Consider the following 18,654-nt stretch of genomic DNA (forward strand, 5'->3'; position numbering starts at 1 on the left):
TAGTTATGAAAAGAATTAGTTTAATCTATCAATAGCAATTAGAAAAAGCCACTTTGTTAGCAAACTGAGGAAACAATGCGGAAAATATTTATTACGTTATCTATATTTTTAATATTGCTGAATATTATTTCTATTTTTGTTTTTCCCTGGTTTTTATTGTCGCTAATCATTATACTGCCAATCATATTTCTTGGTATTCATGATTTGCTGCAAACAGCACATACGTTAAAACGAAATTTTCCTGTGATTGGCCATGCCCGTTATTTATTAGAAACGATACGTCCAGAAATTTATCAATATTTTGTAGAATCGGACACAGAAGGTGTGCCATTTAACCGGGAGCAGAGAACAGTTGTCTATCAACGCGCAAAAGGAACAAGAGACTCTGTTCCTTTTGGGACAAAGAAGAATGTCTATCAAGTGGGTTATGAATGGGTCAATCATTCTCTCCAACCTTCTAAAATGCATATTAAAAATTTAAGAATTCAGATTGGTGGAAGAGATTGCTTACAACCCTATACCGCAAGTTTATTAAACATTTCTGCAATGAGTTATGGTTCGTTAAGTAAAAATGCGATTCTTGCCTTAAATGGTGGAGCAAAGGATGGAGGGTTTGCCCATAATACTGGAGAAGGAGGCTTGACTCCTTATCACCTGCAAAATGGTGGTGATATTATTTGGCAAATTGGGACAGGCTATTTTGGTTGCCGCAATCTTGATGGGACATTTAATGAACTTGAGTTTATTAAAAAAGCTGCACACACGCCACAAATTAAAATGATTGAAATTAAACTTTCTCAAGGGGCAAAGCCTGGGCATGGTGGAATTTTGCCAGCAAAAAAGGTAACCCCTGAAATTGCACAAATACGAGGTGTACCGCTTGGCAAAGACGTGCTTTCTCCTCCCGCGCATTCTGCATTCACTACGCCCACTGAAATGATGTATTTTGTTGGTAAACTCAGAAAAATATCAGGTGGGAAACCAGTTGGTCTGAAATTTTGCCTTGGCAATAAATGGGAATTTATTGCCCTCTGCAAGGCAATGTTACTCACAAACATCACACCAGATTATATTTCAATTGATGGATCTGAAGGAGGGACAGGTGCTGCTCCATTAGAGTTTACAAACTCAGTTGGCACTCCAGGAATTGATGCGTTAATGTTTGTGCATAATAGCTTGGTAGGCTTTGGATTGAGAAAAAAAATTAGAATTATGTCTTCCGGAAAAGTAACAACTGGTTTTGAAATGATAAAATTAATAGCTCTGGGTGCAGATTTGGTTTATTCGGCTCGAGGTATGATGCTGGCTTTAGGCTGTATTCAGGCTCTCAAATGCAACGCGAATGATTGTCCTACTGGGATTGCAACCCAAGATCCGGAGTTTATGCAAGGGTTAGTTGTTACAGAAAAAAGAAAAAGAGTTTCGCATTTTCATAGTGAAACAATAAAAAGTATGGTTGAAATAATAGAAGCAATGGGTTTAGAAGGCACTCATGAACTGCGTCCTTGGCATGTGATGCGTAGAATTAGTGATACAGAATCAAGGAGCTACGCTGAATTGTTTGAATATATTCCTGAAGGGTCATTGTTAGGCTCTGATATTCCACGTTCTTTTGAAGCGGTTGTAAAACTTGCAACCCCCGAAAGCTTTAGGCCATTATTTGTTTAAGTTTTTAACCTTTATTTATAGTGATTTTTGGCAGTATTCACTATGTATTTATTATATTTAAGAAATTAATAAAATCTAATAGTTTTTAATTTTTTAATAGGGCTTTTAAAAAATATAACTTTAATTTTTTTTTTATAAAAACTGTAGTACGGTGCGTGCGCAACGATTTTTTTGCGCGAGGATTTAAATGGGATTAAAACGTGAAATTTCTACCTCAGGTATTCTTTTTGCCTCTGTCAGCGCCACAATTGGCTCTGGCTGGTTATTTGGATCGCTGTATGCGTCAAAAATGGCAGGTCCTGCTGCTGTTTTGGCATGGCTTATTGGGGCTGTGGCAATTATTATAATTGCTTTGTGTTTTTCTGAACTTTCAACGTTATTTCCTGTTCCTGGCGGCATGAGTGTTTTTCCGGCTTTTATGCATGGGCATTCTGTTTCTTTTTTATTGGGGTGGATTTCTTGGATTGCATTTATTGTCATAATACCTATAGAGGTAAGCGCAGTTATTCAATATGCAGCAAATTTTGTGCCCTTTCTCTTTCAGGATGAACGGTTGACATGGTCAGGGTATGTGGTGGCATTTTTTTTAACTGCTGTGCTGCTTTTTATCAATGTGACAAGCGCAAAAATAATGTCTAAAACAAGTTTTTACATCACAATTTGGAAAATTTTAATCCCTTGTTTATTAATTGTATTATTTTTTTACAAGTCGCATAATTTTGAGAATCTCACAATTCATGGCTTTGCTCCTAATGGTCTGCAAGGACTATTTGCATCTTTATCGATAGGGGGAATTATCCTGTCGTATAATGGATTTCAACCCGGTGTTGCCTTAGCTGGAGAAACTAAAAATCCTCAAAAAAGTATTCCTATTGCAATTATAGGCTCGATGTTAATTTGTATGGTTATCTATTGTTTATTGCAATTGGCTTTTATTCTTGCATTGCCACCAGAATCCATTGCGGATGGTTGGGATAAATTGAGTTTTACTGGTGAGGCAGGACCATTTGCAGGGTTGGCTGTTATTATTGGTCTTGCATGGTTTGGAATCATTCTTTACTCAGATGCGCTGATTTCTCCATTTGGTAGCGGTATTATTTTTATGGCTGCATCGGCTCGAGCTTCTTATTGTATGAGTAAAAATGGGTATTTGCCAAAGTTTTTTCAGAATTTATCATCAAACAATCGTGTGCCAGTGCAAGGTCTGTTAATGAGCTTTGTCATTTCTTTGCTGTTATTTTTGTTTTTAGAAAATTGGAAAGAAATGGCGGCATTTTATTCAGCAGCAATTTGTTTGTGTAATGCCGTTATTCCTGTTACTTTATATACTTTGCGCTATCATTTTCCTAATTTATCTCGACCTTTTAAAATTTTTTCGTACAAATTCGTTTCGATGACTGCTTTTTATATTAGCAGTCTGATGTTGTTTTGGTGTGGATGGGATATTATTTGCAAATTAAGTTTTGTTATTGTGATTGGTTTTGTGGCTTTGGGAATCTATAAAGTTTTGGCTAAAGAAAAGTTTATTTTTAATTTAATAGGTTTTACGTGGCTTCTTTTTTATATGATTGCCATAGGAATAGTGAGTTATTTAGGAACCTATGGGAATGGAAGTGGCTTAATCCCATTTGGTTATGATTTTGTCTGTATTGCAATAATTTGTCTTATTGCAATCAGATTGGCTTTGCGTTTTAGGTTGCCTAATAAAAAATCAGAAGAATTTATTCAAAAAGTATTGCATGATCTCAAACACGAACGGATAAAGAACAACACTCAGGAAGTGGCATAATTTTCATTGTTAGCCAAATAATTTTCAGCAAAATCACGACTATTCTTTTTAGAATAGCAGTTGTAGATAGAATTTAAATTATTTTAAAAGGCTAAGAATGATTAATTATTTTTTTACTGCTAATTTTATTATTGTTATATTGTTAGTCACATCGTGTTCTTTCTTTCATAAAGCAACGCTCACTGTCAATGTTGAAAATTCTGGTATGCCTGTCGAAAATTCTTTAGTGACTTTGTACTCGGTTGGAAAATATCGATCGGATCCATTTAAAATTACAGAAGTTGTAACACCTAAAAATGGTTTGGTGAAGTTACAATTGGATTTTTCAAAAATAGAAATTTTAAAAATTGTTGTGCAAAATCATAATATAGAAACACTTTATTATCCTGAAATAAAATATTTAAATCCACCAAAATGGTGGCAAGATCATGATTTGGTTTTAAATATTAAACTTTCCTCTTGGAAATTAAAACATCAGGCAATAAATAATAAATTTATACAACAAGAAATGCCATTGATACCTATATTTGATTTTCCAGACATTCCTCTTACAGATTCCATTTCAATTGATCAAATGGAGGCGACGCTGTTACCCGAGCAGTCAAAAGAAATTTTAAGTTTTTCATCAAAAATTCAAAGTAACTTTAATAAAAATCTTCATGAATATAAAAAATTTAACAACGAATCTTTTAAAACTATTGTGAATAATAAAAACGTTTTATTTGAAGAGGCGTTGAATATTGCAATCACGGCAAAAGGACTACCACTAGAAGGGGCTCATGTTTTTGCGGTTAAAAATGCTTCGCAGAGTATCATATATTTAGGAAGTTCTGATACAAAAGGAATGTTAAATGTCTCAATTCCAACAAATCGAAGAGTCGATTCGTTTATTTTTAAAAAGCCATCCTATGTGACTGTATTAAAACCACTCAGTGCGGGCAGTGGAAAAAAATCTTTTTCAGTTGAAATGCAAGAAGGAATAACAACAGAATTTTTGTTACAAAGTTTTGCTTATGGTATAGGTCGAGGCTTTGACAAAAGTAAATTATTAGCAAACGGTTTGAAACTTGATGTTTCCGGCTTATCTGGCTTTGTGGTGACGCAAAAACCAATTGATGAAAAAGTACAAATAGAAATCGAGCAGAACCTTGCATTGCCTCAAAAAATTGATTCAAAAACATTAGTAAAAAGCTTAAGTCTTAACACAGTTAATAATAATATTCCGACTATTTATGTTTCTTCAATAACTCCCTATAAACCTGCTATTGGACTTGTAGAACCAATTTTATCTGGAGAATTGCAAACTCATCAAAGTTGGCGAAGGCTAAGACGTGAGTTTTTTACTCGATTTATGAATGATTTTTCAATACGTGGGATGATTTTTGATGACGTGTTAAAGATGGCAAACTCCATTGCACTTTCTCCGTATCAAATGGCAAAAACAGGATGGGCGCATACAACTTTTGCATCCGAATTGGATGTATTAATGGAAATTAAGTATTTAGAGTCTGAAGAGGAAAACGATTTTACGTTAGCTGGTCTGATTTACGACAAATCCGGTAAAATTATTTTTGAACAAAATATGCCAATTAAGAATGAGGCAGAATCAGAAAAAGTGGCTGCAAAAATGTATCAAAACTTGATTTCTAATTTGCCAATTGAAGGTCATATTATTAAAAAAGAAAATGATAACTTTACTTTAAATCTTGGCAAGCTTCAGTCTGTGATTGAAGGCGATCAATTTGTAGCATTTGGACAAAAACACTCTTATGCACCTCCAGATAAACCCATTGCAATTTTACAAGTAAAATCGGTATCAGACAAAGAATCCATTATGACTCCCATAACCGGAAAAGAGATTTTACAAACAACAGAAGTTGTCAGAGTGATACGCTATCCAGAAAAAATAATTCAAAAAGATTTTCAAACTCAAGTTGCACAAGTACAATAATTTAGAACGACTTTAATTTTTCAGGAGTTTGAATTGAAATCCATTTTTTTTATTTTTTTTCCATTGCTATTAAACGGTTGCTATTCTTTTGAACAGGGATATGGGCAACTTCGATTGTTATTAAAACAACAACCAATTGACGATGTGATTGCAAATAATTCTGAAACTCCCGATCGCCTCGAGAAATTAAAAATTGTGCCTTCAGTTCTTGAATATGCCAAACGTGAATTGGCATTAACTCCAGGCAAAAGTTATCAAAAATATATTGCGCTCAACTCATCATCTGTAACGTGGATTGTGCAGGCGGCCGAAAAACGTGAACTGAAATTGAAAACTTGGTGGTTTCCATTTATTGGTGAGCAACCTTATTTAGGTTTTTTTAGTCGTGAGAAAGCTCTCATTGAAAAACAAAACCTTGTGGAGCAAAATTTAGATACAATAGTTGGAGGCATCTCAGCATTTTCTTTGCTTGGTTATTTGCCCGATCCTTTGTATTCTTCAATGCTTGATCATTCTTCAATGGCGCAATTTATTGAAACTTTGATTCATGAATCTGTGCACAGAACGTTTTATTTACCAAACTATTATTCTTTTAATGAAAATCTTGCAGATTTTATTGCAAAAAAAGCGACAATTCAATTTCTTGAAGCACATCCTGAGTTAAAGTTAAATGTAGTAAATTATATTAAAGATTATCAAAAAAATCTTAAAGCACAAAAAAAGTTTCAAGAGTATCTCATTAAAGTTAAAATTGATTTGGCTAATTTTTATGAAGATTCTAAAAATAACCCTCAATTTAAAAATGAAGAATTATTTTTAGCAGAAAGGCAAAGAAAACTTAATAAAATTGCTACAGACTATAAAACATTTATGAATGGTATTGAGTTGGGTACTTATTATCAACACGCATTTATTAAAGATAAGATTAATAATGCATTGATTTTATCTTATTCAGTTTATGAATCTAAACAAGAGATCATTGAATCTGCATACATTTTAGCAAACTCTGATCTTAAGCAGTTGTTGAAAAATCTTGAGATTTGTCTTGCGAAGGTTCCAGAGGATGAACAGGCTTTGTGGACTGCTGTTGCAGGGTGTAATCCTTCCGACTCTGTTTAGAATTTAAATAAAAAATTAAAATTGTTACAGATAAAATAAGAGTAAATCCTACTAAAATATAAGACAAATAATAGGGTAACAGTTCGTTTGTGATATAACCTGTAAGGGGTCCTGCAAGCATACCAACAGAATAAATAAAATTAAAAAAACCGTAAGCAGTGTGGTACAAGCCTCTCATTTCTGATTTATCAAGCTCATCAGCAAATGCCGACAGCACAGGACTTACACAAAGAGCCGAAGTTATTCCAAGAACTGCCATTAAAATAAAATATCCATTTATGGATTGCGCAACTGACATCAATATAAAAACAATGCCACTTAAAAATAACCCAAAAAGTATAGTGGGTAACTTTTTGTAATGTTCTGAGATTTTAGCTGCGAGAGGAGAAAATAATCCTAATGCTAAAACTTGTGTTCCAAATAATAATCCAATTGTTTCACTGCTTGCATGAAGATTTCGAGCGACAAATAAGGATAAATTGGGTTCTAAAAAAGAGAGCATAAAAGATTCTAATAAAACAATAATAGTCAGTGCTTTTAAAATATGAGAATTTAAACATAACTTAAAAAATCTAAAATTTTTATATTTTCTTGTATCGTAAATAATAGAAGTTATTGGTTGCAGTGTTAAAATAAAGAGAATGCTCACTAAACCAAATAGTATGACTCCTAAAAAAGGAAGATACAGTCCTCCAAGTTCGTAAAGAAAACCAGCAAAAGGCGCTCCGAGCAAATGTCCAACAGAAACTCCCACCATTGATGTTGCAAGAGCCGTTGAGCGATGCTGAGGTTTTACGTTTTCGGCAATTAAACTTAAACCTGATGTCCACGTTATTGCTGCTGAAGCTCCTTGGAGAAATCTTGAAAAAAGTAACAACTCATAATTATAACAAATTGGAAACAACAAAGTTGACATGACTAAAACGATACTACCAAGAAGTAATGTATTTTTGTTACTAAAAATATTAGTGATATAACTTAAAAATGGAACAAAAGTTAACAAGCCAATTGCATATGAAGCTACAAAAAAACTAATTTGAGAGTTGTTGAGCATTAAAATTTTATCAGAAAAAATGGGGAGTAAAGGAATAATAATACCATAACTCATTGAATCTACAAACATGGCAAATGCCACTGTAAAAACAAGAATGACATTATGATTTCTTATTTTTTTTAATGTCGTAAACATAATAAACCTATTCGTTATATAAATTTTTTTGATTTAATTTGAATAAATATATTTAAAATTATTATAAAAACTAAATTATACAGCTTGTCCATATCTAAATGGACAAGTTATTGAATTATAACCGGTCCAGGGTTAGCAGGTAGCAAGCTTGTGCCGTTAAAAATAAACTTCATCAAAAACCTCGCACAAGTTATCTTATTATATAATATATCATAATTATTAAATAATTGCAAATACAGATTGTAAATAGAAAATTAATCCAATAAAATTAATATATTATTTGATATTAAAGAGACTCATTTCTGACAAATTGTTTTCGGTAGACTTCTTGTTATTTTTAAGAAAATTAGTAATTATTATATATAACTTTAAAATTTTATGTGAAAAATGAGTTATTTTAAAAAACTAAGTAATTTAAGAGTGTTAGTGACTGCGACAAATTTTTTATAGGAGCAATTCATGAAGCTGTTTTCATCACTTGAATCGATGGGTCATGAACAGATCGTTTTTTGCCATGATCCCACGGCAGGGTTAAAAGCTGTGATTGCGATTCATGATACAACTCTCGGTCCTGCGTTAGGGGGAACCCGTTTGTTACCTTATGAAGACGAAGAAGCCGCATTATTAGATGTCTTGCGACTGAGTCGTGGTATGACCTATAAAGCGGCGTGTGCAGGACTTTTTTTAGGTGGTGGCAAGGCGGTTATTATTGCAGATCCAAAAAATAAAACGGAGATTATGTTTCGCAGTTATGGTCGTTTTGTGCAGTCTTTGGGAGGTCGTTACATTACTGCAGAAGATATGAATACAAATGTCGTAAACATGGATCAAGTGCGTTTAGAAACAAGATTTGTCACTGGTGTGTCTTCCAATCTTGGTGGGAGTGGTGATCCTAGCATTATGACAGCAAAAGGAACCGTTCATGGCATTTGTGCTGCTGTCAAATATCGATTAAAAAAAGAGTCACTGAAAGGAATTCGAGTTTCGATTCAAGGAATTGGTTCAGTTGGTAAACATGTGTGCCGTATGCTTCACGAAAAGGGCGCAAAAATTTTTGTGACTGATATTGATCAGAATCGCTTAAAAGAAGTTCAAAATTTATATGGTGCAACAATAGTGTCTGAACAAGATTTTTACCAACTCGATGTTGATATCTATGCGCCGTGTGCCAGGGGAGCAACATTAAACGACTCTCATATTCAAGCATTAAAAGCTAAAGTGATTGCAGGATGTGCGAATAATCAACTTGAAGACGAAGAAAAGCATTCAAAAATGTTAAAAGATTTAAATATATTGTATGCTCCAGATTATGTGATCAATGCAGGGGGGCTTATTAATGTAGCCAATGAAATTACAGGATACAGCACCGAAAAAGTCGAAATAGAAATTGCAAGAATCGCAGAAACTTTACAAACGATTTTTATTCAATCCGATAAACAAAATGTATCAACTCATGAGGCAGCAAAACGGTTTGCAGAAAATCGAATTCACGAAGCGGCTAAGCTTAAAATTTTAACACAATTTTCAAACTCTGCCATTGGAAATTTAAAGAAGTAAAAAAATAAATAATGAAAAAGACATTAATTAATGATTTGAGTGCAAAATACTGGTTGATGAAATCGGAACCCGATGTTTTTTCTATTTTTGATCTTGAACAAAGATCTGGGCAACAAGAATTTTGGGATGGAGTTCGTAATTACCAAGCACGTAATTTTATGAAAGATCAAATGAAGGTTGGGGATAAAATTCTTTTTTATCACTCAAATTCGAATCCCTCTGGTGTAGCAGGAATTGCCGAGATTGTTGAAGAGGCAAAGCCAGATATGTCAGCCCTCGATCCAAAGTCAAAATATTTTGATCCTAAAGCAACAAAAGACAATCCTCGCTGGTTTGCAGTGACCGTTGGTAAGCCTAAAAAGTTTTCACGAATTGTTGCACTCGCTGAATTAAGAGAAAATCCAATCTTAAAAGAGATGATTTTGTTGAAAAAAGGTCAAAGACTCTCTATTTTACCAGTCTCCCAAAAAGAATACGAAGCAATTTTGCTTATGGCTGGTTACAAATAAGAAACAAAAGGAGCGGGTTTATGTCTCATGCGTATATTGTTGCTGCAAAAAGAACTCCTATTGGTCGTTTTCAGGGTGTTTTTAAAAATATGAGTGCACCTCGATTGGGGGCTGTGGTTGTAAAAAATATATTGGAGTCAACTGGTTTGAACGCATCACAGGTTGAAGAAATCATGATGGGAGAAGTGTTAACTGCAGGTGTTGGACAAGCTCCTGCACGGCAAACAGCGCTTTATGCAGGTTTGCCACAATCAGTTCGTGCAGTAACAATTGGCAAAGTTTGTGGCAGCGGCATGCAGTCTATTATTCTTGCTGCACAGTCTGTGATGCTTGGTGACTCTCATTGTGTGATTGCAGGAGGGCAAGAAAATATGACTCTTGCGCCCTATCTATTACCGATGGCACGAGATGGCATGCGAATGGGGCATAAAGAACTGTTGGATTCTATGATTTATGATGGTTTGTGGGATCCTTATGATCACGTTCATATGGGAAATTGTGCAGAAGCCTGTGTTCAAGAACATCACTTTACACGGCAACAACAGGATGAGTTTGCAATTCAAAGTTATCTAAAAGCGCAAAATGCAACAACGTCAGGTTTGTTTAAAAATGAAATTGTGCCTGTTAACGTTGAGCAAGGAAAATCAACTGTTCTAATTGATAAAGATGAAGAACCTTTTGCCTCTGATTTAAATAAAGTTGCAAATTTAAAACCAGCATTTGATAAAAACGGATCAATAACGGCTGCGAATTCATCTAAAATTAATGATGGAGCTGCCGCATTATTGGTGGTTTCTGAGTCTTTCATGAAGCAAAATAATTTAAAACCTCTTGCAAAAATTATCAGTTGGTCAGGACACGCGCACGAACCAAAATGGTTTACAACAGCACCTGTTGCAGCAATGGAAAATGCTTTAAAAAAAGCAAATTTAACAATGAAAGAGATAGATTTGTATGAAATCAATGAAGCATTTGCTGTGGTGGCTTTGTATGCAATAAAAAAACTTTCATTGCCCCCAGAAAAAGTGAACATTCATGGTGGAGCATGCGCATTAGGACATCCTATAGGTGCAAGTGGGGCACGCATTGTGACAACATTGTTGAATGCATTGCAGCAACAACAAAAAAAATTGGGTATGGCCAGTTTATGTATTGGTGGTGGAGAAGGGCTTGCTATAATTATTGAAAATTGTAGCAAAGGTTAAATTATTAAAATACATCATAATTCTGTCGTTGAGAAACTTTTTAAGTGCTTATAAGATTAGAATATAAATTTAAAACTTTAAATTTTTAGGATAGCGTTGTGCACTTAAAAAAAATACTGTTAATTGTATTCAGCTTATTTTTTTGTGTGGTTATACACGCACAAGAAACTAATGAAGATGCAGAAGAAGATGAGAAAAGTTTTCATTTTTTTATGGGCGGAGGAAACGAATATTTAAAGAACATGCGTTTGTTAAATCTGAATAACAGTAATTATATTGTCAATCGTTTTATTACTGCAAACGCCTTTTATTCTTTATTTGAAACAGATTCTTGGATCTCCAATAATTGGATTAGGAATCAATTCTTCTTATGTAAATAAAAATGATTCGAATTTTTTTTACAATACGGATTTAACAGCAGGAATTGGTTTTAAATTTGATTTATATCAAGAATTATCTATTTATACAGTAGGGAATTTTAGTTTTGGGCTTGATAATAAATATAAAGATAATCAGTATATTTTACCTTTTTTTACAAAATATTCTGGCGGTTTGATGTTTTTAGTAAGCTATACAATTGCTCAATTAATTCATATTGGAATAGGTGGGCAAGTGTATAAAAATTATTTTACTGTTGTTTTTCAAAATCAAACGGAAGAAAAAGGAACTTTTGATAGTGGTTATCTCATGTTTATGATTGGTTTTAGTTTGTAATCTTTTATCTTATAAAAATTTTATTAAAACGTTTGAATTTGTGTTTTGTTTTCTAGCATTCTCCATAAAAATTCAGTATATTTACAAATTAGCAATTTTTAGACAGATCTAATCTTGGCTATTGTTGTACATATTTTGGAGGACATTTTGACAAAAAAAATGCGAAATAATAAAAATCGTTCAGAAAAAGTAAATTCGAGCAATTATAAAGGTAAAGATTTTAATTCAAGAGCAGAAAATAAATTTTCTAGTTCAAAAAAAAGTCGCTTTAATGCAGAAGATTCATCAGAATTCAAAAAAAACTCAACACAATTTCATCAAACCAATTGGGAGCAAAAGCACAATCGTCATGATAACCCCTATTTTGTTTTTGATGCTTTTTTAGAGCAAAAAGTAGGAAGTCAAAATTTACGGTTTTTAGCCAACGAAACTGAAAAAAAAATTAATGCTTTAATTGATGGGACTGCGAATGTCGAAGATATGAGTTTAGCAACAATGCACCATGGAGAAGAAGCAAAGGGCGGCTCGCATACTGGTTCCAAATTGCAAGATTTTAGGCCAAAATTTCAACCTAATAAATCTTATGTTAAAAACAAATATGATAAGTATATTTCGCAAATATTAAATAACGAAACAGCGCAAAAAGAAGACGAAAAAATTCCAACTCGTGGTTTTGCTTTAGCTCAATACAAAGAAATACATAAGAAAAACAAAAATTTAACTGTATTAGATCAAACAAAATTTAAAACACCTGGTGGTATTGAGCTTGATTCGTGGCAACATGAAGTAGTTCAAGCATTGTTATCAGGAAATCATGTCATTGTTGATGCGCCAACTTCTGCAGGCAAAACGCGAGTGATTGAAGCTCTTTTGGAATATCGTATGAAAGAAGGTGGCAAACTTATTTATACAAGTCCTGTTAAAAGTTTGAGTAACGATAAATACAGAGAGTTCAGTGAAAAATATGGTCGTGAAAATGTTGGAATCAATACCGGAGACTTTAAAGAAAATCTGAATGCTCCAGTTATGCTCGCAACTCTTGAAACTTACAGAAACAGTTTATTGGGTATTGAGCCTAATATGAGTCGAAGAGTTGTTGTGTATGATGAATATCATTTTTTACAGGATGAAAGTCGTGGAAGTGCATGGGAAGAATCATTAATATTAACTCCTAAAGGAAGTCAGTTGGTTTTGTTGTCTGCGAGTGTTCCCAATGCCGAAGAATTTGCTGATTGGATAGAAGGACTTACCGGAAAAACAACCCAAGTCGTTAAGGTGACAAAGCGTCCTGTTCCGTTGGTGCATATGGTTCACACAAAATATGGTTGGTTATTTGCAGAAGATTTAAAACTTTCCTCAGATGATTTTCAAAAACTTGTTAAAATGAGTAGGCAGTTGCGAAGAGATAATAGAAGATTTCGAGGAAAAGAAGTTTATCAATCTTTTGTCAAACCTATATTTGATGCACTAAAATTTCAAATGGGACCAATTGTGATTTATGCAGGTCGCAGAGGTGATGTTGAAGGGATAGCATTAAATTTTGCAAAGCAATTAAAAAAAGAACATCAAAATTTTGATCTCACTAAATTAACAGACCGCTTAAAAACCCTGTCTGGTTTTGAATATATTCCTTCAGAACTGCAAAAACTCATTACTCGATATGGGATTGCCTATCACCACAGTGGTTTAATTCCGCCAGGACGTGTTGCCGTTGAAACGTTGTTAAAGGAAGGGTTGTTGCGTTTGTGCTGTGGCACAATGGGAATTAGTCTTGGTGTTAACTTTGCAGTCAGAAGTGCGTTTATTTCTGATGAGTCACGACCCAGCGAAGGCGGTGAAACTGTTTATTCTAATACTGAAATTATGCAAATGCTGGGACGGGCTGGGCGTAGAGGTCATGATAAACAAGGATTTTCTTTATGGCTTCATGCGGGACGTTACGCTCTGCAACGCCCAAAAGATCGTGAACCGTGTCAAAGTTCATTAAAATTTGATCCCACAACTGTGATTGGGATATTAGGACAACATCAAAGCATTGCGTATTTATCAAGCTTTTACCAAAAGTCTTTTTTTATGCGAGCAAAAGTATCTGGGCAAATTGCTGTGGCAGATCATGATTTGATTTCGGGAGCGCTTTTTCAAAAATTTGGGGCTAATAAATTATTATGCCAAAATATTCCAGAAACCTATGAATTATTTCAAAAAGCAAAAAAGCATAGTACAACGACATGTTATCAATGCGTCGCTAAAAAATCGTGTCACAGTATGATGAAGGCGGCAAACCAAAGCATTTTAAATAAAATTGTCCATCATTTACAAAAAGTGGGGGCATTAAATGGGTCGGTGCCAACTCTTATGGGAAACTTAGCAAGACATTTTCCACAAGCTGGTGGATTATTGATTGCAAACTGGCTTGCAAGTGGTGCGTTAAACAAAGATACATTTTCAGATTATTTACAGGCGATGGCAGCATTTGGCGCCGCACATTTTAAAGAAATTCCTGATACATACGCGGATATTGAATTTTTAAATAACCTAAATATACCCTCTTTAATTGATAAATTTTATCCTAGTACTCTTTTTCCAGAATTGTACGATGAATTGAAATTAAAACGCTGGGAAGATGAGGCTGAACCTGGAATAACATTTCGTGAATTGAACTTAGGTGCTGCATCTTTAGTCAAGCATTGGTTAAATCCTAAGACAAGTTGGGAGGAGTTGGTAGAAGCACATGCTTCAAAATATTTTTCTGCCGGTGATTGCATGAATGTGCTTTTTCGGTTTGCGACCTTTTTACAGAGTTGTATTCGACTTGTTGAATTTGATCCGTCGATTGCCGCTGCAGCAAAGCGTTTACAAATTATTTTATTGCGCGAACCATTGGATGCAAGAAATAGAATGTTGGTTGAAGAAGTCGATGAATTTGAAAATATTCCAAATACTCTTGAGAATTAAAATTAATTTTAAAAACCGTTTAAAACCTCTTGTTATTTTTATAACTTAAGGTTAAATAACGGAATGAAATTTATAGTTATTTTTAATTTTTATTATTTTTGAGGTGAATAATGAGTATTTCAATTGCAAATGAAAAAGAAAACTTTCCTCAACCACAACCATTAACGAAGCAAGAAATTAAAACTTTCATTCTATCTGCATTAGGTGGTGCTTTAGAGTTTTATGATTTTGTCGTTTACATTTACTTTGCAACAATTATGTCTCGATTATTTTTTGATCCCACGTCGTCTGTTGCCAGTTTAATTTTAACATATTCAGTGTTTGCGTCTGGTTACCTTGCCCGTTTACTTGGAGGTTTTGTTTTTAGCCACTATGGCGATAAAAATGGCCGTAAAAATTCGTTTACGTTTACCGTTTTTTTAATGGCGGCTCCAACTTTTATCATAGGATTACTTCCAACTTATTCGCAAATAGGTGTGATGGCCGCAGTGTTATTGTTTTTATGTAGGTTTGTTCAGGGTCTTGCCATTGGTGGAGAAATTCCTTGTTCAATTACTTTTATTTACGAGCATGCGCATAAAACGCGTCGCGGTCTTGCCTGTGGGATTTTATTTAGTGGTGTAATATTGGGTATATTTTTAGGCTCAGGTGCTGGTTTTCTTGTCACCCGATTTATGACCGAAGAAACTATTAATTCATGGGGCTGGAGAGTTCCTTTTTTAGTAGGTGGTATTCTTGGACTTATTGGTGTGTATTTGAGACGATTTTTAACTGAGACTCCAGTATTTAAAAAAATGAAAAAAGAAAATATAAAGCTCCCATTAAAAGTTGTTTTAAAAGATTATAAATTTATTTTATTACAAACGGCAACCGCAAATTGTATGATTGCAACGGCAAGTGCTTTGTATTTGATGTACTTACCCAATTACTTTAGAACCTATTTTTCATTTAAGGCATCTGATATTTTACAAGTTAATTCAATCTGTGTTTTTATGTATGCTATATTATTAATTTTCTTTGGTATTCTGTGCGATAAAATTGGGGCGCGCAAAGTATTTAATTTTTCTTGTGTATTATTTATTTTGTTTTCTTTTCCTGCTTTTGCTTTATTTAATGATAATAATTTTGCCTCAATTTATTTTTGTTATACTTTTGTTGCAATCGCAATTGCTGCTGCTTCTGCGTCTGGGATTTTACTGTTAGCAGAATCATATCCCGCGAAAGTTCGTTATTCTGGATCGTCTTTAAGTTATAATATTGCGTTTGGAATTTTTGCAGGATTTACCCCTTTAATTGTTACAACTTTAATACAAAAAACAGAACTAAAGACAGCTCCTGCATTTTATATGATTGCAGTTTCTGTTGTCGCTTTATTTTTTAGTGTATTAAAAGATCATAAAGTGCATGAATAAAAAAGTGTCTTAAAAATTAAAATCGCGGTGGGTATTTTCTTAATTTTCTTTGTAAACTTTGGCGATGAAGCCCTAATTTTTTTGCAGCACTTGTGATATTTCCATTGCATTCTGCTAAAATAAACTCAATATATTCTCTTTCATGGCGTGCTAAAGAAAGAGAATTATTTTCAAATTTGTTTTCAAAATTTGTGGCACTTTCGCTAATATCGTTAAGATTTTGATCTTCAAAAAGTGCTTTTTCAATTTGGCTTAATGAAACAGGTTTTGTTAAATAGTTGACAGCTCCTTTTTTTATTGCTTGAACTGCTGTTGCAAGGCTTGGATAGCCAGTAAGCACAACAATTTTGCATTGAGGAGAAAAAGCAAAAATTTTAGAAATGCTTTGTAAACCATTATCATGCTTTAATCTTAGATCAATAATTGCATAATTAAATTGATGGTTTGGAATTTCGAGAATACTTTCTGCTTGATAAACTGCAAATCCTTTTTCTAAAAATTCTAAACTAAGAGATTCTCTAAAATCTTTATTGTCTTCAAGTATTAATATTTTCTTGTTCTCCATCATGAATACTTTCTTTATGGATTGGAATTAAAAATTCTGCTGTTGCGCCTTTGCCATTTTTGTTATTTGTTAGAATAAGTTTACCGCCAACAGAGGCTGCAAACGTAAATCCATGATATAAACCTAACCCCACGCCATTTTCTTTGGTAGTTAAAAACGGTTGTCCGGCATAAGTTTTTACCACCTCTGGCCATCCGGTTCCTAGGTCACTAATTGCTATTGAAATAAAATCATTTTTTTTACAAATCTCAGTAAAAATCTCAATTTTTTTTGTTGGAGTTTGGTTTAAAAAATGAACACGCGAAGCTTCTTCTGCATTGTCTAAAATATCGATTATTGCTTTAGTAAAGGGAAAAAGTGGAATTGAACACAACACATTAAGACAATTGTCATGAATTGAACAATGTGATTTTCTGCTGGATTGGTTCCAAAATTTAATAATTTGTTCAGTTAAAAAAGCAATATTTTTAAGCTCATAATTGTCCTTAGTATTAGATAATAAGTGAAGATGCATTTGTTTTAAAGAATTTTCACAGCGATTTAAAGCATTTAAAATTATTTTAAAATCGTCTTGTTTTTTTAAAAATTCAATTTTACTCAAACGGTTAATTTTAAGTTTAATTGTGTTTAAAGGGGTTGCAAATTCATGAGAAAAACCAGAAGAAAGTGCTCCTAGAGCTCTTAAATTATCTAAGCGATTTTTTTCAGTTTGCAATTTTTCAGTATATTTTTTTTGTAGTCGCAAAGAATAAGCTAGCCAATGAGTGAATATAAATAAAAAAGTACAAACCGTTAATTGTGCGGGTAAAATATATTGACTTGAAGTACTTTCAATTTGTGCTATTTTTGGAATATAAATAGGAAATTGGAGAAAAAATATACTTACAATTGAAGATACAAAAAATATTAATGCATATTTACCACTTAATAAAAATGCACCAAAAAAGACATTTAAAAATACAATTTGCGCAAATGGATTCCATATCCCACCACTCATTAACAGCAATGATGTGATTTCAATCAGATCTAAAATAAGTTGAAAAAATATGAAATAGCTAGATGTTGATTTTTGAGATTTTAAGTAATAAGCTAGTATGGTGTTTAAGATTATTAAACTGGTAACGATAATTAGATAAATTGTAATAAAAGGTTGATTTAACCAATCTAGTTTTACGGCAAAGTAAAGTGTGAATAATTGTACTGAAATTGCAATCCATCGTAACCTGACTAACCAATCCATTTTGGTTCGGTTTTCGTCTGGAAAATCATAATCAATAAGATATTTCTCAATTTTTTTATAAATACATTTTACATACATTTAAAACTCTCGGACTGTGATCAAAGTGAGCTCATGACAACAAATTGTTATAAACAATCAGACTTCTTATTAACCACTAAGAAGTCATTTCTATTTGATATACACCTTAATTAAAATTACTTTATTGGTTGGCCTTTATTTTTTTTCACTCAACGGTTACATAGTATGAGTTGCTGATCAGTTATTGTTTTGTGGAGGAAGAATGTCAAAAATATCAAAATTTATGTTTATTTTAGGTATTCTTGTGTTAGTTTTAGGTATAGCTTTAATTTATATAAAAAACAAAGAAAAACCTTTTCATTTTGAATATTATATGAAGTCAGCTAGCTATGATAAAAAAACAGGAAAAATATTTTTAAACGATGAAAATAGTCACGATGAACTCCTTGGTTTGTTGCAATTTGCAAAAAAGCCAAATTCAAAAGACATGGCTTCTGCATTGGTGTGTGCAGAACATGCTGCAAATATATCTAAAATTGATTTGTACATGCCTGATATGGGACATGGAGCGCAACCTCCAATTGTTAAGCAAGGAGCGATTCCTTCTAACTTGAAACACCATACAACCGATGGAATGGAGCTAAATTGTATGAATGTTGGAAACATGCAGCTTTTTATGCCGGGATTGTGGCAAATTCGTTTATTTTATAATAATGGAAAAGTTGGTTTATTTAATGTTGAAATTAATGAATAGTATTAAAAC

General features: G+C 33.2%; 14 protein-coding genes. 11 read left to right on the top strand and 3 right to left on the bottom strand.

Annotated features, from left to right (window positions below; all coding sequences use genetic code 11):
• Window positions 1-75 precede the first annotated feature (75 nt).
• The 4 genes from Spiro2_RS05260 (at window position 76) to Spiro2_RS05275 (ending at window position 6,527) form a co-directional block, all read left to right on the top strand.
• Window positions 76-1,668: an FMN-binding glutamate synthase family protein gene (locus tag Spiro2_RS05260; protein WP_338637525.1), complete on the top strand. Its 1,593-nt coding sequence runs from the start codon at window positions 76-78 to the stop codon at window positions 1,666-1,668.
• A 187-nt stretch (window positions 1,669-1,855) separates the two neighbouring features.
• Complete coding sequence (locus Spiro2_RS05265; protein ID WP_338637526.1) at window positions 1,856-3,457, top strand: APC family permease; 1,602 nt, start codon at window positions 1,856-1,858, stop codon at window positions 3,455-3,457.
• A 97-nt stretch (window positions 3,458-3,554) separates the two neighbouring features.
• On the top strand, window positions 3,555-5,408 hold the full coding sequence (locus Spiro2_RS05270; protein WP_338637527.1) for a hypothetical protein: 1,854 nt from the start codon (window positions 3,555-3,557) through the stop codon (window positions 5,406-5,408).
• 33 nt (window positions 5,409-5,441) lie between these two features.
• Window positions 5,442-6,527 (top strand): aminopeptidase, encoded by a 1,086-nt coding sequence (locus Spiro2_RS05275; RefSeq protein ID WP_338637529.1) that lies wholly within the window; start codon window positions 5,442-5,444, stop codon window positions 6,525-6,527.
• On the opposite strand, the gene Spiro2_RS05280 is transcribed toward Spiro2_RS05275, so the two are convergent.
• Complete coding sequence (locus Spiro2_RS05280) at window positions 6,421-7,716, bottom strand: MFS transporter (protein ID WP_338637530.1); 1,296 nt, start codon at window positions 7,714-7,716, stop codon at window positions 6,421-6,423. The two genes, Spiro2_RS05275 and Spiro2_RS05280, sit on opposite strands and share 107 nt — an antisense overlap.
• A gap of 459 nt (window positions 7,717-8,175) precedes the next feature.
• Between Spiro2_RS05280 and Spiro2_RS05285 the strand changes: the two genes are divergently transcribed.
• From Spiro2_RS05285 to Spiro2_RS05310, 6 genes are all read left to right on the top strand, one after another.
• The gene (locus tag Spiro2_RS05285; protein WP_338637531.1) at window positions 8,176-9,273 is read left to right on the top strand and encodes a Glu/Leu/Phe/Val dehydrogenase dimerization domain-containing protein; all 1,098 of its coding nucleotides are present in this window, start codon (window positions 8,176-8,178) and stop codon (window positions 9,271-9,273) included.
• 11 nt (window positions 9,274-9,284) lie between these two features.
• Window positions 9,285-9,782, top strand: coding sequence for an EVE domain-containing protein (locus Spiro2_RS05290; RefSeq protein ID WP_338637532.1), 498 nt, complete (start codon window positions 9,285-9,287; stop codon window positions 9,780-9,782).
• Between the two features lie 20 nt (window positions 9,783-9,802).
• Entirely contained in the window at window positions 9,803-10,987 is a 1,185-nt protein-coding gene (locus Spiro2_RS05295) for a thiolase family protein (protein ID WP_338637534.1), read from the top strand.
• Window positions 10,988-11,305: 318 nt separating this feature from the next.
• Window positions 11,306-11,701 (top strand): hypothetical protein, encoded by a 396-nt coding sequence (locus Spiro2_RS05300; RefSeq protein ID WP_338637535.1) that lies wholly within the window; start codon window positions 11,306-11,308, stop codon window positions 11,699-11,701.
• A gap of 147 nt (window positions 11,702-11,848) precedes the next feature.
• Complete coding sequence (locus Spiro2_RS05305; RefSeq protein ID WP_338637536.1) at window positions 11,849-14,656, top strand: DEAD/DEAH box helicase; 2,808 nt, start codon at window positions 11,849-11,851, stop codon at window positions 14,654-14,656.
• Window positions 14,657-14,766: 110 nt separating this feature from the next.
• Window positions 14,767-16,068, top strand: coding sequence for an MFS transporter (locus tag Spiro2_RS05310; protein WP_338637537.1), 1,302 nt, complete (start codon window positions 14,767-14,769; stop codon window positions 16,066-16,068).
• 16 nt (window positions 16,069-16,084) lie between these two features.
• On the opposite strand, the gene Spiro2_RS05315 is transcribed toward Spiro2_RS05310, so the two are convergent.
• A complete protein-coding gene (locus Spiro2_RS05315) occupies window positions 16,085-16,636 on the bottom strand; it encodes a response regulator transcription factor (protein ID WP_338637538.1) in 552 nt (183 codons plus the stop codon).
• Window positions 16,605-17,951 (bottom strand): sensor histidine kinase, encoded by a 1,347-nt coding sequence (locus Spiro2_RS05320; protein ID WP_338637539.1) that lies wholly within the window; start codon window positions 17,949-17,951, stop codon window positions 16,605-16,607. Before Spiro2_RS05320 ends, Spiro2_RS05315 begins: the two co-directional genes overlap by 32 nt.
• Before the next feature lie 202 nt (window positions 17,952-18,153).
• On the opposite strand from Spiro2_RS05320, the gene Spiro2_RS05325 reads away from it, so the two are divergent.
• Window positions 18,154-18,645 carry a hypothetical protein gene (locus tag Spiro2_RS05325; protein WP_338637540.1) on the top strand — a complete coding sequence of 164 codons (492 nt, stop codon included), beginning with the start codon at window positions 18,154-18,156 and terminating at the stop codon, window positions 18,643-18,645.
• The last annotated feature ends 9 nt before the right edge of the window (window positions 18,646-18,654 follow it).

Origin of the sequence: Spirobacillus cienkowskii, assembly GCF_037081835.1 — a bacterium.
Lineage (GTDB): Bacteria > Bdellovibrionota_B > Oligoflexia > Silvanigrellales > Silvanigrellaceae > Silvanigrella > Silvanigrella cienkowskii.